Origin of the sequence: Janthinobacterium sp. MP5059B (assembly GCF_001758645.1) — a bacterium.
Lineage (GTDB): Bacteria > Pseudomonadota > Gammaproteobacteria > Burkholderiales > Burkholderiaceae_D > Janthinobacterium > Janthinobacterium lividum.
Genome location: NZ_LRHX01000009.1, coordinates 201,065 through 225,847, shown reverse-complemented (window position 1 = coordinate 225,847; position 24,783 = coordinate 201,065). Strand labels below are relative to the sequence as shown.

Sequence of the window (24,783 nt, the reverse complement as noted above, 5' to 3'; positions counted from 1 at the left end):
ATGTCGCCATGCAGCGAAGCAAGTCGGTCACGAAACACGCATCCTCCTCCGCCATGGCGGGCAACCGGACCGGTCGCCCGGTGCGATTGAAACCGCTGGCGCTGGCCATCGCCGTGCTGCTGCAGGCGGGCGGCGCGCAGGCGCAGCAGCCATTCAGCGGTGCCTGGTTTGCCGGCAAGGGTGCGCAGCAGGGCACGGCCGCCGCCACGGGACGCTTGCCGAATGGCCAGGCCATCATCGGGACGGACAATAAGCAGGCGCAGCAGCAAAAAGCCAATGCACAGCTGCAAAGTTCGCTGAACAATCTGCAACTGGCCGCACGCGCCATCGCCGTGCAGCAGGCGGCCCAGCAGGCGGCGCGCCAGGCGGCCATTGCCGCCGGCTCGAAGGTGCCGGAAGGCTTGGCCGAAGGCGGCTTGAAGGTCGACAGCAACAGCCTGACGGCGGGCTGGTTCAACGCGAATGGCCCCACGCAGGCGCAGGCCGACGGCAAGACCGTGGTGACCGTCAAGCAGACGGCCGACAAGGCGATCCTGAACTGGGAAACGTTCAATATCGGCCAGAATACCACCCTGCAATTTGACCAGTTGGCGAACTGGTCCGTACTCAACCGCGTCAACGATCCGCTGGCCCGTCCCAGCCAGATCCGCGGCCAGATCAAGGCTGACGGCACGGTGATGCTGGTCAACCGCAATGGCATCGTGTTTACGGGCAGCAGCCAGGTCGACACGCGCAGTCTGGTGGCCGCCGCCGTGGGCATGAGCGACAGCCAATTCCGCAAGGGCATCTACAGCGAAACGCAGGGCTCGGGCTTCAAGCCCACGCTGGCCAACGATCTGGTGCTCAACGGCAGCGTGGCCACGCACGCCAACGCCACGGCCGACGTGGTGGTGCAGGCCGGCGCGCAGATCAGCACGCGCAAGCCGCAGACGGTGACGGAAGGCGGCGGCTATGTGCTGCTGGCCGGGCGCGAAGTGCATAACGGCGGCAGCCTGTCCGCGCCGAACGGTCAGGTGACGCTGGCCGCCGGCGACAGCTTCGTCATCCGCAAGGGCCTGGGGACGGATGCCAACCAGACTTCGAGCACGCGTGGCAACGAGGTCGACGTCAAGTTCAATGCGCAAAGCGGCGCCGGCAAGGTGACGAATAGCGGCCTGGTGCAGGCGCTTACCGGCGACGTCACCCTGACGGGCCGCGACGTGAAGCAGGCCGGCGTGCTGCTCAGCAGCACCAGCGTGACGACACGCGGCACCGTGCACCTGAAGGCCGACGGCAGCGAAGGCCTGGTCACCCTGGCGCCGGACAGCCTCACCACGGTGCTGCTCGACGACAGCGGCGCCACCGCGCTGGACGTGCAGCGCGACGCGCTCATCAAGGATTCGGCGCTGCCCAGCGACGGCGCCTACAACCGCCGCGACCTGTCGCTGATCCAGATTGCCTCCGGCGGCGATATCGCCTTCGATACCGGTTCGCTGACGCTGGCCACCGGCGGCCAGGTCAATGCGCTGGCCACGCGCCGCACGCAAGTGGCGCGCGGCGCCAGCATCGACGTCTCCGGCGCCGTGGGCGTCAACGTGGCGATGGCTTCGAACAACGTGCTGATCAATGCACAGGGCAACGAGCAGCGCGACGCGCCCGGCAACCGCGACAGCAAGGCCCTCAACAGCACCGACCTGTGGGTCGACCGGCGCGACCTGGTGCGGGTGGCGGCAGGCACGAATGGCTATCCGACCGACCGCTGGTACACGGGCGGCGGCTTGCTCGAAGTGAGCGGTTATCTGAACACCAGCGGCCATGGCATCGGCGAATGGGCGGCGCAGGGCGGCACGGTGGCTTTCCAGGGCGGTGAACTGGTGACCCAGGCCGGCTCTCTGCTCAACGTGTCCGGCGGCACTTTTGACGTCCAGACGGGCATGATTCGCCAGAGCTGGCTCAGCGGCAAGGATGGCCAGCTGTACAGGCTGTCGACCGCGCCCGGCGACGTGCTGTATACGGGCGTCTACCAAGGCTACGCCGCGCACCACCAGCGCTGGGGCGCGGAAACGACGGAAAATTTCGCCAATCCCCTGATCGGCGCCCAGCAACGGCTGGAGAACGGCTATACCGTGGGCCGCGATGCGGGCCGCGTGGTGGTGGGAACCACATCGGCCGTGCTGGAAGGCGCGATCGAATCGGGCGTATTCCAGGGCGAGCGCCAGCAGGATGCGCGCGATGCCAGCCTCGACAGTTATCGTCAGTCGCAACTGGCCGCCGCCCGCAACGGCCAGCTGGTGCTGGGCCAGCTGGCGCCCGTGTACGATGCCGCCAGCGCGCAGCTGCGCGACAATCCCGCAGCGCTGCTGCAGGCCATCCATATCGGCAGCGGCGGCGCCAGCGCCGGCAATCTCCAGCGCGAAGACGCGCTGCCCGAAAACCTGGTCGGCAAGACCTACCTGGATGCCGGCTGGCTCAACGCGCAAAACCTGGGCGGTATCAAGGCCTACGCCGGCAGCGCCATCGAGGTCGACGCCGCCGTGCACGTTACGCCGGGCGGCGACATCGCGCTGCATGCGCCGCAGGTCAAGGTCAACGCAGGCCTGACGGCGCGCGGCGGCAGCATTGCGCTGGGCGACATCGTCAGCAAGCAGGCCAATGCCACCAGCGGCTGGCTCGAAACAACCGTCGCCACGCCAGCGGCTGGAACAAAGGTGGGCATCGATGTGGCGGCCGGCGTGACGCTCGACACGCGCGGCCTGTGGAGCCAGCTCAAGCTGGATCCGGGCAACACCTCCGGCTTGCCCTATGTCAACGGCGGGTCGGTGGCGCTGGTCAGCAGCGGTAGCATCAACCTGGCGGCCGGCAGCGTGATCGACACGTCCTCGGGCGCGGCCGTGCTGGCCGACGGCAAGCTGAAAGGCGGGCGCGGCGGCGACATCAGCTTGCGCGCGAATCAGAACGATATCAACGGCGTCAAGTCGGAGACGCTGGTGCTCGATGGCGAACTGCGTGGTTACGGCGTCAACGGCGGCGGCACCCTGACCATCGACAGCGGTACCGGCGTGGCGCTGGGCGGCGGCGTGCTGGCAGATAATGGCGTGTTGCCAGCCGGCCAGTCCGTACCCGTGCACCTGACCTTGGCAGCAGCCTTCACCATCAAGGCCGGTACCGTGCTCGATACCGACTTCAGCTATATCAGCACGCAGGCCCAGCCCGGCCAGCCGCTGCTGGACTTGCCGGACTTCAGCGCGGCGCGCCCGTACACCCTGCCGGCCGCCTGGGTGGTGCCGCCGGCCTCGATCAGCTATGAATACATCACCGTCACCGGCAGCAACGGCATCGGCTACACCAGCGGCATGACCGTGCCGGCCGGCGTCACGCTCACGGGCGTGCGCGGCAAGCTCGGTTCGGGCTACCTGGTGCCGGCCAACGCCTTCCCGAACGGCATGCCGGTGGCCGCTTTCAACGCCAAGGTGGCGGCCGGTACCGCGTTCGCGTTTGACGTGACCCTGAATGCGGGCGATCGCCTGCTGGCCGGCAACCGTGCGCCGCAGGATCTGGCCGTCAAGCCGCTGCTGGTGCTGGACAACACACTGTTCCAGCGCGGCTTTGCGCACTACAACATCAACGGCCAGCAGGGCTTGCAGGTGGCGCAGAACGCCGCCATCGACGTCAGCATGCCCGTGCTACGCGCCGACTTGGCGCTGGCGGACCAATTGTCCACCGGCGCCGATCCGGCCGCCGTCCTGCAACCGTGGCTGGCGCCGCTGTGGCAGGAAAATGCCGTGAAAGGCGTGCTCAAGCAACGCGCCGGCGCCGATATCGCACTCTCGGCCGGCACCCGCAACGCCAAGGCGCCGCTGGTCGTGGGCGAGGGCGCCACGCTGCGCGTGGACGACGGCAAGAGCATCAGCCTGACCGGCAACGGCCAGATCACCGTGGAAGGCACATTGAGCGCGGCCGGTGGCCGCATTTCCGTGTTGCCGGGCACGCTAGTCACCGGTGGCGAGATCAACCGCCCGGACGGCAGCGCCAATGCCCAGTCGATCTGGATCGGCGAGCGCGCGGTACTCGACGTGGCTGGCCGCGCGGCCACCGCCACCGACGCCCAGGGCGGCGTGTATGGCCATGTGGGCGCTGGCGGCACTATCGAGATCGGTGCCAGGCACAAACTCGACGCCACCCAGGTGGAGGCGGCCGACGCCTTTGTCATCGTGCGCCCCGGCGCGCGCCTGGAAGCATCGGGCGCCGCCGCCCGGCTCGATCTGCCCGGCCAGGGCAGCGTGCAGGTGGCCGCTGACGGCGGCACCATTGCGCTCAGTTCCTTCCGCGGCTTGTTGCTCGACGGCAGCCTGCATGCGGCCGCCGGTGGCGCCGGCGCGGCCGGCGGCACCCTGGCGCTCAACCTCGAAGCCCCGAACTACGGCATCGTCGGCAAACTCGACTTGAAGGGCCTGGGCGTGGAAGACGCGGTGCGCGTGCCGCGCGAGCTGGTGCTGTCGCGCCTCCAGGGCGACAGCGGCCTGGCCACCGACCTGCAGGCGGGCGACAGCGATCCGGCGCTGCGCTACGGCGTGGCACGGCTGGGCGCGGACCGCGTGGCCGCCGGCGGCTTCGACCACCTGGCCCTGCTGTCGAATGGCTTGATCAGTTTTGATGGCAACCTCGACCTGTCGCTGGGGCAGAGCCTGCGCCTGACGGCCAGCGCACTGGCCCTGGCCGAGCATGCCGACGCCACCGCCACCGCGCAAGTCAAGCTGGCGGCGCCCTACATCCGTCTGGCCGGCACCAGCCGCACCCAGAGCGACGACCACCTGATGCCCAATCCGGTGCGCGGCTCCGGCAATGGCGGCGTCGGCGCCGGCAAGCTGGGCGTGCCCGACGTGGACGACCACGCCAGCCTGACGCTCAATGCCGCGCTGATCGACCTCGCCAACGCCGTCAATGTCGGCAGCAACGGCGTGATCGCGCAAAACGTGGCCGACGACCTGGTCGTCAAGCGCGATGCCTTTGGCGAGCTGGCGCTGCGCTCGAGCGGCGACATCCGCATGCGCACGGCGGCCGCGCTGTACACGCCCGGCAACCTGACCCTGGCGGGCGCGCAAATCTATCCGGTGAGCGGCGCCACCGGCAAGGTGGAGGTCGGCAAACGCAACGTGATCAACGAATTCGGGCTGCTGTCCACCGAGTTCGACCCGGCCCGCAAGCTGACCATCGAGCGCAGCGGCGACCCTGCCGCGCCGTTGCCGGCCCTGCCCTACTCGGTGTTCGGCTCGCTTGAACTGAGTGCCGGCACGGTGAACCAGGGTGGCGTGCTGCGCGCGCCGCTGGGCAAAATCACGCTGGGCCAGAATACGAATGGCGCAGTGACGGGCCACACCAATCTGCTGCCTGGCAGCGTGACGTCGGTCAGCGCCAATGGCCTGGTGATGCCGTACGGCGGCTCGCTCGATGGCCTGAGCTACATGATGGACGGCGTCGATGTCGCGTACAAGGGCGTGGGCAATGACCCGGCCGTCGTGCTCGCCGGCGAACACGTCGATGTGCGCGCCGGCGCCGTGCTCGACCTGTCTGGCGGCGGCACCCTGACCGGCGCGGCCTTCCTGGCCGGCCGCGGCGGCTCGACCGACGCCCGCCTCAACCCGCTGGTGCAGACGTCCGGCAAAGGCGGCTTCGTGCTGCCGGGCCTGGCCACCAATCCCGTCTACGCCATTGTTCCGGGCACGCAGGCGGGCTATGCGCCCATCGTGGCCGAGAATGGCGCCGGCGATCCGGCGCTGGGGCGCCAGATCACCATCGGCGCCGGCGTGCCCGGCCTGGCTGCCGGCACGTATACCTTGCTGCCATCGAGCTTTGCGCTGCTGCCCGGCGCGTTCCGGGTGGAGCTGAACGGCCTGGCCGCCGGCGGCTTGCCCGTTGGGTCGGCCACGGCCATGCGCAATGGCTCGTTTGCCACCGCCGTGCAGCTGGGCACCAGCAATACCGACCGGCGCGCGGCGCTGCCATCGCAGGCGGTGCTGACGCCGGCCGACGTGTTGCGCAGCTATTCGCAATACAATGAAACGAGCTATACCGCATTCGCGCTGGCGCAGGCGGTGCGCGATGGCGTGCCGCGGCCGCTGCTCGAACGCGACGCCAAGGCGCTGCACATCGAACTGGTGCGTTCGGAGGCCGGCACGGACGACGCGCTGCGCTTTGCCGGCACGGCCAATTACACGCCAGGCAAGGACGGTTTCGGCGGCAGCGCGCTGCTGCTGGGCGGTTCCGGCAAGAACTACGAAATCATCGGCAGCGCAGCCGCGCCTACCGTCGGCTTCGATGGGATCGCCGTGCGGGCGGAAGCCCTGAATGCCATCGGCGCCCCGCGCCTGGGCATTGGCGGTTTACCTACCGTCAACTACAGCGGCGTTACCGGCAACCAGCAAGCCAATATCGCCCAGTTCCAGGGCGGCGTCGACAACATCGTGGTGCGCGATGGCGCCGTGCTCAAGGCTGGCGAAGTGTTCCTTGTGACCAATAGCAAGGCCGGCGGCATCGTCATCGAGCAGGGTGGCGGCATCAATACCCTGGGCCGTGGCAAGGCGGCCTGGGATTCGGCTGACGGCTACGTGTATGCGCCTGGCACGTCCAGCGTGCTGGCCGTCTCGAATGGCCGGCTCGACATGCTGGCGCCCGGCGTGAGTATCGATCCGCGATCGGGTCCGGGCCGCATCGACATCGGCGCCTGCGCGGCGGGCGCCGTGTGCAGCGGCAGCACCCCGCTGTATTCCGAGGGGACCATCGCCGCCGCCACTGACCAGAGCTTCAACCTGCGCGACGCCACCACCTACGGCACGCGCAACCTGGTGCTGGCCGTGGGCGGCATCAACGTGGGCAGCGCAGCGTCGCTGGCCGCCATGGCCGCGCGCGACGCGCTGCCGGCCGGACTGACCCTGAACCAGGACATCCTCGACCGCCTGCTGCGCGGCGACGCCAGCGCGGGCGCGCCGGCGCTGGAAAACCTGGCGCTGACGGCGCGCGACGCCATCAATTTCTATGACAACGTCGAATTGTCGACCATCAACGCGAGTACGGGAAAATCGTCGCTGGAGCGGCTGGTGATCGGCACTCCGGCGATCTACGGCGCCGGCGGCAGCGATGCCGTGGCGCGCATCAAGACCGATGTGCTGGTGTGGAACGGCGCCACGACCGCGCCGGGCCTGGTCGCCACTGGCGGCGCCGGCAGCGGCAGCGGGCGCCTGCAGGTCGACGCCCGCCAGGTCGAGTTTGGCTATGGCCCGAACAGCCGGCCCGACACCATCCACAGCATGGATCGCTTGATCCTCGGCTTTGGCGACGTCGTGTTCAACGCCAGCGAGCGCATCACCGCCAACCATACGGGATCGTTATCGGTGTACCAGTCGCAAAGCGGCTGGGATACGGCCAGCAAGGGCTATCTGCGCAGCGGCGGCAACCTGGCGCTGAACACCGCGCTGCTCACCGGCGCGGCCGGCTCCGTCAACAAGATCAAGGCGGGCGGCGACATCCGTGTCGCCAAGCCATCGGTGGCGGCCGCAGCGGCCCCGGACGCGGCCACCCTGGCCGGCGCACTGGGCGCCGAAGTGGCGCTGGACGGGCGCAGCGTGACGCTCGACACGGCCGTGCTGCTGCCAAGTGGCAAGCTCAGCGTATCCGCCGAACAGGACGTCGTGCTGGGCGATGGCGCCAGGCTCGACCTGGCCGGCCGCAAGATCGATTTCAACGGCGTGGCCAAGTACAGCTGGGGCGGCGAGGTGGTGCTCGACAGCCGCCACGGCGACGTGCGCCAGGCGGCCGCTTCCAGCATCGATTTCTCGGCCGTCTCCAACCGCGCAGGCAAGCTGACGGCCACCGCGCTCGATGCGCAGGCGGGCAGCGTGGCGCTGCTGGGCAGCATCGCCGGCGGCAGTAGCGGCCACTACGACGCGGGCGGTACCGACGTGCCGTTCGCGGCGGGCGGCCTCGACGTGCGCGGCCAGCATATCGAGGATTTCAAGGGCTTGAACCAGCGCCTCAGCAAGGGCGGCGTGTTCGGCAGCCGCAGCTTCCAGCTCAAGCAGGGCGACCTGGTGCTGGACAGTGAACTGAAAGCGCGCGAAATCGCGGTCTCCGTGGATGGCGGCCACCTGGCCGTCAACGGCACGGTCGACGCCAGCGGCGAACAGGTGGGCAGCATCCGCCTGGCCGCGCGCGACGGCGTCAGCGTGGCCGGCGGCGCGCTGCTCGACGCCCACGGCAGCGTGCTGCGGGTCGACAGCTACGGCAAGGTGATCGAGGCGCCCAACCGCGCCGTGATCGACATCGATGCCGGCAGCGGCCGCCTGGTGCTCGATACCGGCGCGCGCATGGACTTGCGCGCCGGTACCGCCGGCAAGGCTGATCAGATCGCATCGCTGGGCACGCTGGAACTGAGCGCCCGGCGCGTGGGCGGCGCCACCGGCAACGACATCGCCATCGATGCCGCCGGTCCGCTGGCCATTGACGGCGCCCGCGCCATCACGGTCAATGGTTTCTGGTCGTATAACGACGCTGCGTCCGGCACCGACGCCGGCGCGGACGGCCGCCCCTACCAGGTCATCAACCAGGCTTACCTGGACCGCAAGCACGACGACAGCGTGGCGTTCATGACGGGCGCCCTGGCCAACGACGGGCTGATGAATGGCCGCCTATCCGGCCTGCGCAAGGACAAGGATGCCTTCCACCTGCGTCCGGGCGTGGCCATCCTCAGCGCCACGTCGGACGGCGACCTGCACGTCGATGGCGACATCGACCTGTCCGGCTACCGCTACGCCAGCGTCAATCCGTACACGCAGCAGACCGGCGTGGCCGGTTCCGGCGAAGCGGGTGCGCTGGTGCTGCGCGCCGGCGGCAATTTGAACGTCTTCGGCAGCATCAATGATGGCTTCGATGGCAAGGCCTTGCCGGTCACGCCGGACGACAAGGGCTGGATGCTGGCCAAGGGCCGCGTGCCGTTCGGCGCCGACGTCATCGTGCCGCATGGCCAGCTGGTCACGCTGGCCGACGACACCTTCTTCCAGTCCGGTCGCACCTTGAACTACGACTTGCCGATGAAGGCCATGAGCTTGCGGGCCGGCACGGCGCTGCCGTCGCAGGCCACCTTGACGGCCGAGGTGGAATTGCCAGCTGGCACGGTGCTGGGCGGCGCCGTGCGCAATGCCGCCGGCGATATTGTGTATGCGGCGGGCACCGTGCTGGCGAAGGCGGTCACGCTGGGCAGCGGCACGCGGCTCGATGCCGGCACCCGCCTGCCCGTGGGGATGTCCGTGGCGGCCATGACCTGGCCCGGCGGCGTGCCGCTGCCGTACCCGGTGGGCGCCGTCAGGGATACGCCCAGCCCCGACTACGATGGCAACGGTGAACCTGACACGCCCGCCAACGGCGTGGTGCTGGCCGGCGAACTGCAGCTGCGCAAGGGCGCGCTGGTGCCGAGCGAAACCTGGGTGCGGCTGCCTGGCGGCGCCGCCTCCGTGGCCCTGCGTCCGGCCGATGCCGATGGCAACCAGGGCCGCAACTGGGCGCTGGCGCCGATGCTGGCCAGCGGTTCGCAGTCGTGGTCGATGCGCCTGGTGGCGGGCGCCGATCTGCAGGCGGCCGATAGCCGCGCGCTGCGCCCCGTGGGCGAGAACCGCAGTCTGCTGCTGACCGACCACCATTACGGCGTGGTCCTGGGGCCCAGCGTGCCGACGGTGGCAGTGCCGCCGATCGAGGGCGTGGCCGGCAATTTCTACTGGATCGGCGACTCGGCGCTGTATTTCAGCGCCGAGCCCGGCACCCTGATCAATGTCGACGATTTCGGTGGCGTCGAGGCCCTGCTGGAACTCAATAACATGAACCTGGGCGATCTGGTGACATGGCTGCCCGAAGGCGGCAGCTTCCCGACGGTGTCCCTGCCTGCGCGGCAGCAGCTGTTCAGCGTGCTGCGCACGGGCACGGGCGACCTCGACCTCCTGGCCGGCGGCAACTTCAACCAGAGTTCGCCGTACGGCGTGTATACGGCCGGCACCCAGGCGGCCAATGTGGCGGCCGCTTACCGGCTGCCGCGGGCGGCGGATCGCAAGGGTTCCATCCTCGGCCCCGATGGCGACGCCTTCAAGCCCTATGTCGACGGTGGCGCACAAAGCCTGTACCAGGCCTGGTATCCCGAGCATGGCGGCAACGTGCTGGTACGCGCGCAGGGCGACGTCACCGGCGACCTGGTGGGCGCCGGCTACAGCACCGAGCGTCGCCCCGACGACGTGGGCTATTTGCGGCCGCAGCAGGACAGCAGCGCCGTCGGCACCTGGCTGTGGCGCCAGGGCACCGGCAGCGCGGTCGCCCAGGGCGAGGGCGTGCCCACCGCCTGGTGGATCAACTTTGGCAGCTACGTGGCCGGCGGCATGGGCACGAACTACCTGTACGAGACCCTGCCCGTGATGACCGGCTTTACCGGCATCGGCACCCTGGGCGGCGGCAACCTGGTGTTCGAGGCGGGCAAGGCCGCCGGCATGCTGTCGCCGCGTACCGACCCGGGCGGCAAATTCGTCATGCGCAGCCAGGGCCTGAACCTGGCGGTGGCCAGCACCGGCCGGGTATCGGCCGACGGTTCCGCGCTCACGCTGACCGGCGGTGGCGACCTGGACGTGCGCATTGGCGGCGGCCTCAATCCGGTGGCTGAAGTGCGCTCGTTTGCCGACACGACAGGCGAGATCACGCCCGATACCCGTTTTTCCGGCACGCGTGGCGACCTCAATAGCACCTTCGTCAATCTGCGCGGCGCCTTGCGCATGGAAGCGGGATCGGTGGGCGGCATCGAGCTGCGCTTCGACAAGGGCGACAGCCAGGAATCGCGCGCCTACCAGGTCTATACCGCCACCTCGTCCATCGCGGGCGGCGGGCCGGTGGTGGTGCCGGGCGACTCCGGCGTGCGCATCGACGCGCGCGGCGACCTGGTGCTGGGCGGCGTGGGCGATGCCGGCCGCGTCAGCCAGATCAACAATGGCACGCCGTTCACGGCGAAGGGCGTGGCGCAAGACGGCGAGGGCTACAGCTGGTTCTCGCTGTGGACGCCTTCGACCGCTATCGACCTGTTCAGCGCGGGCGGCAACCTGACGCCATCGACGGCCTGGAGCGATGACCGCGCCAGCGGCAACCAGGCGTCCAGCGGTGGGCGTTTCGTGATGCCATCGCAATTGCGCGCGGTGGCCGCCAGCGGCAACCTGTATATGGGCAACTCCGCCCAGGGCGCGACGGACAGCGGCTCCAACATGCTGGCGCGGCCGGCCACCGGCCTGCTGCTGGCGCCGTCGCCGGTCGATGCGCGTTTCACGCGCCGCACGCCGGGGCAGCTGGAATTGCTGGCCGCCGATTCGATCTACGCGGGTGCTTATTCGGTGACGGCGTCGGGCGCCGATCCGACCGCGCTGCCGAGCCCTTTCAATCCGGGCTTCGCAGGCGTCTCCGGCGTCACCGAATACGGCGACATGTACACGCATAACGTGAACCAGAATGCACAGGCGCCCAGTGTGCTGTTCGCCTCGCGCGAAGCGGGTGCCACACCGCAGCGCTATCCGCTGTTCACGCTGACGCCGCCCACCGCCTCGGGCTACGCCGTGCAAAACCAGCTGCCGGCGCGCTATTACGCGCTGGCGGGCGACATCATCGGCCTGCGCACCGGTTCCATCATCACGCGCGGCGGCGGCAACGCGGCCAGCCACAGCAGCTGGTACGAGGGCGCCGGTCCGGTCGATATCCGTGCCGGACGCGACATCGTCAACGCCGGCACGGCGCTGGGGCTGGTCGAAGCCACGCCGGAAGGATTGCTGGGCTGGACCTCGGAGATCGCGTATGCCAATCCCCTGCTGCCGCTGCGGCCGACGGAAAAATTTCGCGTCGGTTCGGCGCGCGGCAATCTGGCGCTGCACAACAATCCAGACGACGTGTCGGTCGTGCGTGCCGGCCGCGATATCCGCTACGGCACCTTCTACGTGGGCGGTCCGGGCACGCTGGAAGTGACGGCCGGGCGCGATATTGACATGGCCGACAAGGCCGAGCTGAAGAGTATCGGCGCGGTGGCGAATGGCACGTCCGGCGACCGCAGCAGCGGCGCCAGCATCGCGGTGGCGGCCGGGGTGGGAGCCAACGGCCCCAACTACGACGCCTTTGCCGCGCGCTATCTCGACGCTGCCAACCTGATCGAACCAGGCAAGTCGCTGGCCGACCAGCCCGGCAAGGCGGTGGCCGTGTATGGCGGCCGCCTGGGCCTGGCCGACTGGTTGCGCGCGCAATTTGGCTACAGCGGCGACGCGGCGGGCGCGCCAGCCTTCCTGGCAGCGCGCCAAAGTGAGCTCGACAAGACTCTGCAGGCCAGCGCCAGCGGCGGTGCCAAGCGCGACCTGCAGCGCGAATATGGCCTGTCGAGCCAACTGCACCTGGTCAACTGGCTGGAAACCCGCTACGGGGCCGGACAGCGCAATGGCGCCGGGCTGACCTTCGATGCCGCCAGCATGGATGCGCGCAAGTTTTTCGCGGCCTTGCCGGCCGAGCAGCAGCGTGTCTTCCTGCGCAACGTGTATTTCGCCGAACTCAAGGCTGGCGGGCGCGAGTACACGGCGGCCGGCGGCGTGCGCGAAGGCAGCTACCTGCGCGGCCGCGAGGCCATCGCCACCTTGTTCCCGAGCAAGGACGCGCAGGGCAAACCCGTGAGCTACGCGGGCGACCTGACCATGTTCAGTGGCGCCACCTACTATGCGGACGGCGCCGAGAGCACCAGCACCAGGCGGCCGCGCAAGGGCGTCAACTACCTGACACGCCAGCAATATGTGTTGGCGGGTGATAACAACGCGCCCGTGTTCGACCTGGCCGATGCCGGCATCCACACTGACTTCGGCGGCAACATCGACATCCTGACGCCGGGCGGGCGCACCCTGGTGGGCGTCGACGGCGGCTTCGTGCCGGGCGAAGGCTCGGGCGTGCTGACCCAGGGCGCCGGTGAAATCCAGATATACGCCAGGGACAGCATCCTGCTGGGCCAGAGCCGCATCTTCACCACCTTCGGCGGCAACATCCTGGCCTGGTCGGCGCAGGGCGACATCAATGCCGGCCGCGGCTCCAAGTCCACCGTGGTGTTTACGCCGCAGCGCCGCGTCTACAACGACATCGGCATGGTGAGCCTGGCGCCGACCACGCCGAACACGGGCGCCGGCATCGCCACCCTGAATCCGATCCCGGAGGTGCCGCCTGGCGACATCGACCTGATCGCCCCGCTGGGCACCATCGACGCGGGCGAGGCGGGCATCCGCGTCTCGGGCAACGTCAACCTGGCGGCCTTGCAGGTGGTGAATGCGGCAAACATCCAGGTGCAGGGCAAGTCGACGGGCATGCCGGTCGTCGCCGCCGTGAACGTGGGTGCGCTCAGCAATGCCAGCGCGGCCGCCTCGCAAGCCGTGACGGCGGCGCAGGAGGTGCTGCAGCGCGAACGGGCCGCCACGCGCCAGGCGCAGCCATCGCTGTTCACGGTGAAGGTGCTGGGGTTTGGCAATGAACAGGCGGATGAAGCCGGTGTTGGCAAGCTCAAGGGGGGAGAGCCGCAGGCATCGACCTACCAGCCGGCCGGCGTGGTGCAGGTGCTGGGGGCGGGGCCGTTGACGGCGCCGCAGCTGCAGGCGCTCACGCCGAACGAGCGGCGCGGTTTGCAGCCTTGAGCGGAGTTTTATGAACATTTGATGACATTCGACAGTCGCCGCGCGCGGCGGCTGTCTAGGCATCAGTAGATCAGCATTAGCAGTAAAAAATACGCCGGCCCAGCGCCGCAACACAGGGCAACCGTTTGATTTTAAGGTGAATGGAAGATGCGTGAAATGACAACCAAGGGCAGGGACGTGCCGCCAGCGGCGCCTGCGACCGCCTTGACGATGCTGTGCCTGGCCATGCTGGCGCTGCCCGGCATGGCGCGCGCGCAGGATGCGGTCCCGGTGGCCGCTGCCGTGGCCGCTCCTGTGGCCGGGCCGGAACGGCAGGTGACGATCGAGGAATATCTGGTGCGCGGCAATACCGTGCTCGATGCGCGTGCCATCGAAGAGGCGGTGACGCCCTTCCTGGGACCGGGCCGCACCCTGAAGGACGTGGAAGGGGCGCGCGACGCCCTCGTTGCTGCCTATCAAGCGCGCGGCTACCAGTCCGTCTACGTGGACTTGCCGGAGCAGCAGGTGGAGCAGGGCGTGGTGGTGCTGCAGGTGAGCGAAACGAAGGTGGGGCGCTTGCGCGTCGTCGGTGCGCAATACAACTCGCCGCTCGACGTGCGCCAGCAAGTGCCGGCCTTGACGGAAGGTAAGGTGCCGGACTTTACCCAGGCGCAAGTGGAACTGACGGCCCTGAACCGCGGTCCCAAGCGCCAGGTGATGCCGCTGGTCAAGCAGGGCAGCCTGCCTGGCACCATGGACGTGGACTTGAAAGTGGACGACAGCAGCCCGTGGCGCGCCAGCATCGGCTTGAACAACGACTACAGCGCCGATACCAAGAAGCTGCGCAGCAGCATGTCGGTCGGCCACGACAACCTGTGGCAGCTCGGGCATAGCGCCACCATCAGCTTTTTCGGTACGCCGGGCGACCTGAACCAGACCAAGGTGTGGTCCGCCTCGTACGTGGCGCCGATCGGCACGCAAGGCTGGAGCGTGGAAGCGACCGGCTACCAGTCGAACAGCAATGTGGCCAGCACGGGTGGCACCAGCGTGCTGGGCAAGGGCCACGCGCTGGGCATGAAAGTCAATTACACGGTGCCCAACAGCGGCATCTGGTGGCACAGCTTTTCTGCCGGCATCGATTTCAAGGATAACCAGGAAGCGCTGACACTGAATGGCGCCGGTTCCAGCATTCCCTTGAAATACGTGCCGCTCAGCGTGGCCTACAACGGCTTTGCGCAGACGGACGCGGCGACCTACGGCCTGGGCTTGTCGCTGGTGGCCGGCACGCGCGCCGCGTTCGGCTACGGCAGCAACAGCGCCGCCTACGACAACAAGCGCTACAAGGCCTCGCCCAGCTTCCTCGTGCTGAAGGGCGACGCCAACGCCACCTACACCCTGGGCAGCGGCGCGCAGCTGCACGGGCGCATGTCGGGCCAGCTGGCCGACGCGGCGCTCGTGTCGGGCGAGCAGATGGCCGCCGGCGGCGCCAATTCCGTGCGCGGCTACCTGTCGGCCGAAGCGACGGGCGACTACGGCATTTCCGGCACCGTCGAATGGCGCACGCCCCAGCTGACGTACTTCAGCCGCCTGGAAAACTGGCGCCTGTTTGCCTTTGCCGATGGCGCGCGCCTGCGCTTGCGCGATCCGATGATCGAGCAGAAAGACCTGTTCGGCCTGGCCTCCGTGGGCGTGGGCAGCAGCTTCCAGTTCCTGCGCTACCTGAATGGCCGCATCGATTTCGCTTACCCGCTGCGCGATGGCCCGCGCACGCACAAACACGTGCGCCGCATCAATTTCAACCTGTCGGCCAGCTACTGACGGGCCAGCTCACCAGCACTGCACTTTTTTAGACTTTTCTTCGGAGAATCACTGTCATGCAACGTTTTCTTTTTCTGCTCACGATCCTGGGCACGCTCGTTCCCGGCCTGGCGCATGCCTGGTGGCAGCCCGACTGGGCTTACCGCAAACCCGTCACCGTCGACGCCGGCCCGAAGGCGGGCGCCGTGGGCGGCGATCCCGGCCGCATTCCCGTGCTGCTGCGCTTGCATTCCGGTAACTTCAACTTCGAAGGCGTCAGCGACAACGGCGCCGACCTGCGCTTCGTGGCGGGCGACGACAAGACGGTGCTGAACCACCAGATCGAACAGTTCAACCCGCTGCTGGGCATCGCCCTGATCTGGGTCGACGTGCCGGCCCTGACGGCGGGCACGCCGCAGCAGCTGTGGATGTACTACGGCAATCCGAAGGCGCCCGCTTCCGGCAATGGCCAGCGCACTTTCGACCCCGACTACAGCCTGGTGTACCACTTCACCGAGCCTGGCGTGCCTTCGCGCGACAGCACCGCCTACGGCAACCATGCCCAGACGGCCGTGCCGGCGCTGGACGGTTCCGTCATCGGCGCCGGCGCCCGTCTGGGTACGGCACCGCTGATGCTGCCTGCCTCGCCTTCGCTGGCGCTGGCCGCCGGCGCGCCATTCACCTTTTCCGCCTGGGTGCGTCCCGACAACCTGGGCCCGCAGCAAGTGCTGTATGCCCGCCGCGACGGCGCCAATGAATTGCTGATCGGCGTGGACCAGGGCGTGCCTTTCGTGCAGGTGAATGGCCAGCGCAGCAAGCCGGGCCAACCGATCCAGGCCGCGCAATGGTCGCACCTGGCCGTGAAAGCCGATAAAGCCAACGTGGCCCTGTACGTGGGCGGCCGTCCGGCCGTGTCGCTGGCCACCGCGCTGCCAGCCTTCACGACGGCCGCCTCGGTGGGCGCCGATGCGCCGCCGGTCGCCTCCGGTACCTCCACCCTGAACAACTTCACGGGCGCCATCGACGAGCTGCGCCTGTCGCGCACGGCCCGTCCCGATGCCCTGCTGCTGGCCGACGCCGTCTCGCAAGGTTCCGAATCGCGCCTGGCCGTGTTTGGCGCCGATGAACAGCAGGCGGGCAAAAGCCATTTCGGCTTCATCATCGCCGCCATGCCGCTCGACGCGTGGATCGTCGTCGGCGTGCTGGGCCTGATGATGGTCTTGTCGTGGATCATCATGATCGGCAAGGGCCGCAGCTATGGAGCCATCTCGCGCGCCAATGCGCAATTCATGCAGTCGTTCCACGAAGCGGCCGGCGCGCCGCTCGACCACCTGGCGCGCAACGGCAAGCTGAGCGCTTCCGTGAAGACGGATTCCTCGCTGTGGCGCCTGTATGACGTGGCCATCGACGAAATGCGCCGCCGCCATGACCGCGGCTACGACCTGAACGCCGTGTCGAACGCGACGATTGGCGCCATCCGCGCCGCCATGGATGGCGTGATGGTGCGCGAAAGCGAGCGCATGTCGAAACGCATGATCTGGCTCTCGACCACCATCGAAGGCGCGCCATATGTCGGCCTGTTCGGCACCGTGATCGGCATCATGCTGGTGTTCGTCGTGGCGGCCATGGCCGGCGCCGTGGACATCAACTCGGTGGCGCCGGGCATGGCGGCAGCGCTGCTGTGTACGGCGGCCGGCCTGGGCGTGGCGATTCCCGCCCTGTTCGGCTACAACTGGCTGTCCTCGCGTTCGGACGCCATCGTTGCCGACATGGCCGTTTTCGTCGATGAGTTCGCCACGCGCCTGGCTGAAGAGCAGGGCGACGGACGCCAGATGCGTCCCGTGCTGCAACAGGCGTGAGGGGCGCATAACCATGGCCACCTCCGCCAAGTTTACCCCCCGCAAGCGTAGCGGCGGCATCAACATCACGCCCTTCGTCGACGTGCTGCTGGTGGTGCTGGTGATCTTCATTTTGACCAGCAACGCCAGCATTCCCGGCATCAAGGTCGACCTGCCCAAGGCCAGTTCGGCCATGGCGCTGGAAAAACCGAAGACCAAGGCCATCACCATCGACAACGCGGGCCAGGTCTTCCTCGACGCCTATCCCGTCACCTTGCCCGAGCTGGAAGAGCGCCTGCGTACGGAAAAGGCCCTGACGCCCGACTTCCCCGTGATCGTGCGCGGCGATGCCGCCGTGCAATACGCGAAAGTGGTCGAAGTGCTGGACTTGCTGCGCCGCATCGACCTGAACCAGGTGGGCCTGGTGACCGGCAAGCCGGCATGAGGAGCGCAAGGTGAAGCGTGACGACATGATGAAGATGGCCGCCTCGGAATCGTCGGGCGCGGCGCAGTGGTGGCGCCGCTGGGGCGGCGTGACCGGCGGCGTGCTGCTGGCTGGCGCGCTGGCCGCGCTGGTCTGGTACTTGCTGTCGGACACGGCGGCCACCAAGCGCGAAGTGGCGGCGCCGCCGATGCTGATGCTGCCTCCTCCGCCGCCACCGCCGCCGGAACCGGAAAAACTGCCGGAACCGACGCCGGACAAGGTGGTGCCGGAAGTGTCGGAGCCGGAACCGACGCCGGCCGACAAGCCCATGGATGACGCGCCGGAAAGCCCGTCGCCGGACAAGGGCGACCCTGTCACCATCGACGGCGCGGCGCAGGCCGGCAGCGATGCCTTCGGCATCCAGGCCGGGCGCGGCGGCGGCATGACGGGCGGCGGCGGTGGCGGCGGCCTCGGCGCGGGATCGTATGGCCGCTATGTGGCCAACGCGCTGCAACTGGCCTTTGCCCGCGACCCGCGCACGCGCCAGCTGGCGTTTGCCGACATCCGCGTCGACCTGTGGCTCGATACGGAAGGCAGGACGACGAAGGTGCAGCTGGTGCAAGGCACGGGCAATGCGCAGACGGATGAGCAAGTGCTGGCCATGGTGCGCGACTTCCGCGCCGATGAGCGGCCACCGGCATCCCTGCGTTTCCCGGCCCGCGTATCCATTAAAGGTCGGCGCCCGTAAGCGCATGAACTAATTCCTCATTTACCGAAAGAAGCGATGAATTCCTTATTTTCTCCCTCACAGCGCATGCGCCGCCTTCCGCTGGCGCTGGCTGCCCTGGCCCTGAGCGTGGCGGCAGGCGCAGTACAAGCCCAGTCCGCGGCACCGGCCGACAGCACCATGGTCAAACTGATCCGCGGCCTGATCCAGAGCGGCGCCCTGAACAAGGATGCCGGCGAAGCGCTGCTGGCGCAGGCGCAGAGCGAAGCGCTGGCCGCGGCGCAAGCCCGCCCTGCCGCCGCACCGGCGGCCCTGGCGCAGGTACAGGCGGGCGACGTGCGCGTACCGTATATTTCGCAAACCGTGCGCGAGCAGATCCGCGACGAGATCAAGGGCCAAGTCATGGCCGAAGCGAAGGCGGGCGGCTGGGCGGCGCCGAATGAAACGCCGGCCTGGACCAAGCGCATCCGCCTGGAAGGCGATGTGCGCGCGCGCTACGAATCGCGCTATTACGACATGGCCAACAGCAATATCGAGATCGACTGGCGCTCGCTCAACAGCGGCAGCGGCTACGACGTCAATTCGAATACCAACCTGGCCCTGCCGGCGCTGCTGAACACGCGCGAAGACCGCAAGCACTTGCTGCGCGCTCGCGCCCGCCTGGGCATCCTGGCCGACATTTCCGACAGCACGCAAGCGGGCATCCGCCTGGCCAGCGGCAATGACGACAGCCCCGTGTCCACCACGCAAACCCTCGGTGGCGGCCTGGGCAAGAAAAACATCTGGCTGGACCAGGCCTGGCTGTCTTACCAGCCCGCTTCCTGGCTGAAACTGACGGCGGGCCGTTTCGACAATCCGTTCGTCTCCGGCGACGAACTATTTTCCAGCGAACTCAATTTCGACGGTATCGCCGCCAAGGTGCAGCAACCCCTCGGCGACAGCAAGGACGTCACCGTGTTCGGTACCCTGGGCCTGATTCCGCTCGAGTATTCGTCCGACAATGCGCCTAGCCGCAGCCAGGCAAAAATGTCCAGCGAGAACAAGTGGCTGCTGGGCGCGCAAGTGGGCGCGTCGTGGAAGATCAATAGCGACCATCAGTTGCGCGGTGCGCTGGCTTACTACAACTTCCGCAACATCAGCGGCGAGTATTCGCAGCCGTGCGCCCTGTACGCGGGCGCCGATGGCTGCAGCACGGACTGGTCGCGTCCATCGAGCATGCAAAAAGGCAATAGCTTGATGCTGCTGCGCAATATCGCTTTGAACCCGCTGGACCCGGCAAATACGCCGCAGCCGCAATTCGTGGGCCTGGCCTCGAAATTCCGCCTGGCCAACCTGAATGCGCGCTGGGATAGCAAGGTTGCCGGCGGCACGGACCTGCGCATCGAAGGCGATTATGTGCGCAACATGGCTTACGACAAGAACGCCATGTGGGCGCGTGCCAAGGGCGGCATCATGAACAACTTCGGCGGCACGGGCGGCGTCTCGCAAGCCGATTTCAGGAGCGGCGGCAATGCCTACATGCTGCAGGCGACCTTGGGCAAGGCCAGCCCGGCGGCGCGCGGCGACTGGAACGTGTTGCTGGGCTACAAGCGCATCGAACCGGATGCCTTGCCTGACGCCTACAACGATTCCACCTTCCACCTGGGCGGCACGAATGCGCGCGGCTACTACCTGGGCGGCGCGTATGCGCTCGACAAGAATACCTGGCTGAACGGCCGCTGGACGTCGAGCCGCGAAGTGTTCGGTTCGGCACTGTCGATCGACACCCTGCAAATCGAATTGAACGCGCGTTTTTAAGGAGCCATGATGTTGATATCCAACAAAATGCGCCTGCCTTTACTGCTGCTGAGTTTGCTGGCCGCCAGCACGGCCCAGGCGCAGAAGGGGCAGAGCATGGAAGAGCGCTTGCGGGCCGAGTTGCGCAATGTCACGGCGCAATTGCAGCAGACGCGCGGCGAGCTGGAATTGCTCAAAGCCAAGGGCGTGCCTGCCGCCAAGGCGGCGCCGGCTGCCGCCGCGCCCGCCAGCGATGGCTTGAAAAAGGAGCTGGCACGCAGCCAGTCGCAACTGGCGCAGGAGCGCGCGCAGCGGGAAAAACTGGGCGAGCAGCAACAGCGCAGCGCTGCCGCCGCGCAAGAGGCAAGCGCCAGCCTGGCGCAGTACCGCCAGGCCAGCGAACAGCTGGCCGCCACGGGCAAGCAGATCGAAGCGGAGCGTGCGCGTCTCGACGGCGAAGTGACGGCCCAGCGGGGCGCCCTGACGCGCTGCGAAAGCAAGAATGCCCAGCTGTATGCGGCCGGACAGGAAATCCTGCAAGCGTATGAAGGACTCGACGTGCTGGACGTCATGAAGGCGCGCCAGCCGTTCGCCGCGCAAAGCAGAGTGAAACTCGAGCAAATCGCGCAGCAGTACGGCGACCAGCTATACCAGGGCCGCTTTGATGCGCGTCAAACAGAAACACCGGCCGCGCCCGCGCCGGCCCCCCAATGATTTTATTTTGAAATGAATGGAATGACGATGGAAAACACGAATAGCTTGCTGACCACCCTGAATGCGGAACAAACGGCCGAGGCCATCAAGGCGGCCGGCTGCGCCGTCACCAGCATCGAACACGACGGTGTCGTGCGCCTGCACAGCGCCAGCCATGGCATCGGCTTTCAGGTGCTGTGGGGCAATGAAGCATCGCCTGGCCAGTATGCGGACCTGACCCTGAGCTGCCCGCTGCGCGTGCAGGGCGGCGACTTGCCGGCCGGCTTGCTGGCCGAATGGCACCGCAGCAAGCGTTTTGCCCGCGTGGCCCAGCATGGCGATTTCGTCGTGCTGGAAATGGATGTGCTGGTCGCCGGTGGCGTCAGCCGCGAGTACCTGAATATCAATCTGCAACTGTGGACGCAGATGATGGGCCAGTTCTTCTTGTTTTTGCGCAACTTTACGCCGGCCGATACGAGCACCGCACCGCTCGTCGAAGCCGTCAACGTGGCAGAAGAAGAAACTGTGCCGGCCTGATAAGCGGGCCAACGGCAGCAAAAAAGGCCCATGACGGGCCTTTTTTGCTGCCAGCGGGTCCCAAGTGTCGTATTAAATACTTATTTTTTAGGCATCGCGCATTAAAACTGCTCAAAGAGCGTGTGTGAATCAAGCCAGCAACGGCTGTATGGCGGATAATATTGCCTGTTGCCGATTTGGATACGACCTTTACACAAAAATGCGCCCCATGGATTTTACCCGCGACGAAACCAGTGAAACCCCAGTTGCCCCGGCCAGTGCGCCGGGAGCGCCTTTACCGTATGCCGTCGCCACCTGGCTGCAGCGGGTGGAGGCTGCCGCCCATCCGAAGGCCGTGCTGACCATTGCCGAGCCTGATCCCAAACTCAACCAGCACCGGCTGATCTACGTGCTGGCGCCCACCAGCGGTGGCCGCCACGTGGCCCTGTGCCTGTACAAGGCGCGGCTGCGGCCGAATGGCGACGTGGCGGCGGCTTCTCCCATCAGCGAAATCTTTTCCCTGCTGTCGGCGCCGCCCACGTTCCTGACGCCAGCCGACGAAGACCTCGTGCGTTTCTTCGTGGCCATGCGCAGCGGGCAGAATTCGCAGACGGGCAGCGCCACGGAGCCGAAGGGCAAGGTCGGCGCGGCCCTGCTGAAAATGCTGGCCGAGCAGGATAAATTGTTGTGGGCCAATTCCTGGGCCGATGTCGGCAATGGTCTCGTGTACCCGTTGAAGGAAGGTCCCGTGCGTCCCGCGCGCCTGTTCTGGCGCGACGAAGGCAAGACCATGCGCCTGGGCTGGCAAGTGGATCCGCCGGAAGGCGCGAAGCACCACGGCGCCGACCAGATCGACTACATGCTGCCCACCGATCCGCCGTGGTACATCGACAACCTGTCGTGCGGCGTGCTGGAATTGAACCAGGGCGGCTCCGACATTTCCCTGGCCGACTTGCAGGCGCTGGTGGCGCAGGCGCCGCCATTGAACGCGAACGACAAGGTGCGCGTGTCGCAATTGCTGCTGGCGCAGGGCTTGCAGCATTTGATGCCGCTGCCGCAGCCGTTGCCGCAGCGCTTGCGCAAGGACGTGCCGGCGCAGCCGGTCTTGCTGCTGGACAGCGCCATGCTGGCCGATGGCAGCGCGCAGCGCTGGAGCGACTTCGCCGTGCTGTCCTACGACTACGATGGCGAGCGCGTCGCGTTCGACCCGTCGCAGCGCGTGGTGCGGCAAGTGGGCGACGTGACGGAAATTATCCAGAGAAATACGGTCGATGAAGCGCGCGCGCTGGCGACGTTGGCCGAGCTGCAATTCAAGAAGCCGGGCTCCGCCCCCTTGAGCGGCTTGAAGGGTGCCTTGCAACTGCCTTCCCAGGCGGAATGGCTGCGTTTTGCCGAGTCCGGCATCGACGCCTTGCGCAAACAGGGCTGGATCGTGGAAAAGACGGCCAAGTACCGCTACGACGTGAGCGACGTGGGCGACTGGTATGCGGAGATCGATGACCAGGATCCGGACAGCGGCAACGCCTGGTTCGAGCTGGAACTGGGCATCGTCGTCAACCACGAGCGCGTGCCGCTGCTGCCCGTGCTGGTGCAGCTGATCCGCAACGCGCCCAACGATTTCAACCCGAAAGTCATCGAAGCGCATGCGGACGATGACCAGATGCTGGCGACCTTGCAGGACGGTACGCGCGTGGCCCTGCCGTGGGGCAGGGTGCGCCCGATTCTGAACACGCTGGGCGAACTGTATTTCAGCGACAAGATCAAGCATGCCGTGCGCATGTCGACCCTGGATGCGGCGCGTCTGGAAGAGCTGGCGCGCGGCCTGGACATGCAATGGACGGGCGGCGAGCAGCTGCGCGCCATGGGCCGCAAGCTGAGCCAGTTCGGTTCCGTGCAAAAAGTGGCGGCCCCAGCCGGCTTGCAGGCGACCCTGCGCGACTACCAGGCCGATGGCTTGGCGTGGATGCAATTCCTGCGCGACCATGACCTGGCGGGGATTCTGGCCGATGACATGGGACTCGGCAAGACCGTGCAGACCCTGGCGCATATCCTGGTGGAAAAGGAAGCGGGCCGTTTGACGCATCCGGCCCTGGTGATTGCACCGACGAGTCTGATGGGCAACTGGCAGGACGAGGCGGCAAAATTTGCGCCCAGCCTGAAAGTGCTGCTGCTGCAAGGCAAGGACCGCGCCCAGCAATTCGACCAGATCGACCAATGCGACCTGGTGCTGACCACCTACGCCCTGTTGCCGCGCGACGAGGAAACCCTGCGTGAGCACGATTTCCATCTGGTCATCCTCGACGAATCGCACTACATCAAGAATACGCGCAGCAAGGCGGCGCAAAGCGCGGGCCTGTTGCGCGCGCGCCACCGCCTGTGCCTGTCCGGCACGCCGCTGGAAAATCACCTGGGCGAGCTGTGGTCGCAATTCCACTTCCTGCTGCCGGGCTTGCTGGGCGACGAGAAGACCTTCAATACGCAATTCCGCCATCCGATCGAGCGCCAGGACGACCCGCTGCGCCGCATGCTCCTGAACCGCCGCATCAAGCCTTTCCTGCTGCGCCGCACGAAGGACAATGTGGCCAAAGAGCTCCCGCCGAAGACGGAAATGGTGCGCAAGGTGGAATTGACGGGCCCGCAGCGCGACCTGTATGAAACCGTGCGTCTGGCGATGGATCAAAAAGTGCGCGAAGAAATCGACAAGAAGGGCGTGGCGCGCAGCCAGATCGTCATCCTCGAAGCGCTGCTGAAACTGCGGCAAGTGTGCTGCGATCCCCGCCTGGTGAAATCCTTGCCGGCGAAGAAGCAGTCGGCCGGCTCGGCCAAACTGCTCGACCTGATGCAGATGGTGGAAGACTTGCTCGACGAAGGGCGCAAGATTCTCGTCTTCTCGCAATTTACCAGCATGCTGGAATTGATCGAGGAAGAATTGGAATCGCGCGACATTCCCTACGCCTTGCTGACAGGCGAAACGAAAGACCGGGGCGCGCAAGTGGCGGCTTTCCAGCAGGGCGCCGTGCCGATCTTCCTGATCAGCCTGAAAGCGGGCGGCGTCGGCTTGAACCTGACGGCGGCCGACACGGTCATCCACTACGATCCGTGGTGGAACCCGGCGGCGGAAAACCAGGCCACGGACCGCGCCTGGCGCATCGGCCAGGACAAGCCCGTGTTCGTCTACAAGCTGATCGCGAAGGGTACGCTGGAAGAAAAAATCCAGCTGCTGCAGCAAAAGAAATCGGAGCTGGCGCAGTCGATCCTGGCCGAAGGCGAATCGCAGAAGATGGCCCTCACGCAGGAAGACTTGCAACAGATTTTCGCCCCGCTGGAAGATTAACGCTG

General features: G+C 67.2%; 9 protein-coding genes. All 9 read left to right on the top strand.

All coding sequences use genetic code 11. The features are described 5' to 3' along the window. Positions 1-8 precede the first annotated feature (8 nt). The 9 genes from JAB1_RS12850 to JAB1_RS12810 all read left to right on the top strand — a co-directional run bounded on the left by JAB1_RS12850 (position 9) and on the right by JAB1_RS12810 (position 24,778). Positions 9-13,694, top strand: coding sequence for a filamentous haemagglutinin family protein (locus tag JAB1_RS12850; protein ID WP_083299702.1), 13,686 nt, complete (start codon positions 9-11; stop codon positions 13,692-13,694). 147 nt (positions 13,695-13,841) lie between these two features. Further along, on the top strand, positions 13,842-15,491 hold the full coding sequence (locus JAB1_RS12845) for a ShlB/FhaC/HecB family hemolysin secretion/activation protein (RefSeq protein WP_083299701.1): 1,650 nt from the start codon (positions 13,842-13,844) through the stop codon (positions 15,489-15,491). Between the two features lie 56 nt (positions 15,492-15,547). Continuing rightward, a complete protein-coding gene (locus tag JAB1_RS12840; protein ID WP_070260503.1) occupies positions 15,548-17,329 on the top strand; it encodes a MotA/TolQ/ExbB proton channel family protein in 1,782 nt (593 codons plus the stop codon). Positions 17,330-17,342: 13 nt separating this feature from the next. Next, the gene (locus tag JAB1_RS12835) at positions 17,343-17,753 is read left to right on the top strand and encodes a biopolymer transporter ExbD (RefSeq protein WP_034753784.1); all 411 of its coding nucleotides are present in this window, start codon (positions 17,343-17,345) and stop codon (positions 17,751-17,753) included. 10 nt (positions 17,754-17,763) lie between these two features. Beyond that, complete coding sequence (locus JAB1_RS12830; protein ID WP_254672081.1) at positions 17,764-18,480, top strand: energy transducer TonB; 717 nt, start codon at positions 17,764-17,766, stop codon at positions 18,478-18,480. Between the two features lie 66 nt (positions 18,481-18,546). Then, entirely contained in the window at positions 18,547-20,256 is a 1,710-nt protein-coding gene (locus tag JAB1_RS12825) for a putative porin (RefSeq protein ID WP_254672080.1), read from the top strand. Between the two features lie 9 nt (positions 20,257-20,265). After that, the gene (locus JAB1_RS12820; protein ID WP_139144540.1) at positions 20,266-20,949 is read left to right on the top strand and encodes a hypothetical protein; all 684 of its coding nucleotides are present in this window, start codon (positions 20,266-20,268) and stop codon (positions 20,947-20,949) included. 27 nt (positions 20,950-20,976) lie between these two features. Continuing rightward, entirely contained in the window at positions 20,977-21,465 is a 489-nt protein-coding gene (locus JAB1_RS12815) for a YbjN domain-containing protein (protein ID WP_070280193.1), read from the top strand. A gap of 208 nt (positions 21,466-21,673) precedes the next feature. Further along, positions 21,674-24,778 (top strand): DEAD/DEAH box helicase, encoded by a 3,105-nt coding sequence (locus JAB1_RS12810; protein WP_070280164.1) that lies wholly within the window; start codon positions 21,674-21,676, stop codon positions 24,776-24,778. The last annotated feature ends 5 nt before the right edge of the window (positions 24,779-24,783 follow it).

Excerpts from the sequence above, each read along its gene's own strand:
- JAB1_RS12810 (WP_070280164.1), top strand. The coding sequence starts at position 21,674 with ATGGATTTTACCCGCGACGAAACCAGTGAAACCCCAGTTGCCCCGGCC.
- JAB1_RS12820 (WP_139144540.1), top strand. The coding sequence starts at position 20,266 with ATGTTGATATCCAACAAAATGCGCCTGCCTTTACTGCTGCTGAGTTTG.
- JAB1_RS12845 (WP_083299701.1), top strand. The coding sequence starts at position 13,842 with ATGCGTGAAATGACAACCAAGGGCAGGGACGTGCCGCCAGCGGCGCCT.
- JAB1_RS12835 (WP_034753784.1), top strand. The coding sequence starts at position 17,343 with ATGGCCACCTCCGCCAAGTTTACCCCCCGCAAGCGTAGCGGCGGCATC.
- JAB1_RS12840 (WP_070260503.1), top strand. The coding sequence starts at position 15,548 with ATGCAACGTTTTCTTTTTCTGCTCACGATCCTGGGCACGCTCGTTCCC.
- JAB1_RS12850 (WP_083299702.1), top strand. The coding sequence starts at position 9 with ATGCAGCGAAGCAAGTCGGTCACGAAACACGCATCCTCCTCCGCCATG.
- JAB1_RS12815 (WP_070280193.1), top strand. The coding sequence starts at position 20,977 with ATGGAAAACACGAATAGCTTGCTGACCACCCTGAATGCGGAACAAACG.
- JAB1_RS12825 (WP_254672080.1), top strand. The coding sequence starts at position 18,547 with ATGCGCCGCCTTCCGCTGGCGCTGGCTGCCCTGGCCCTGAGCGTGGCG.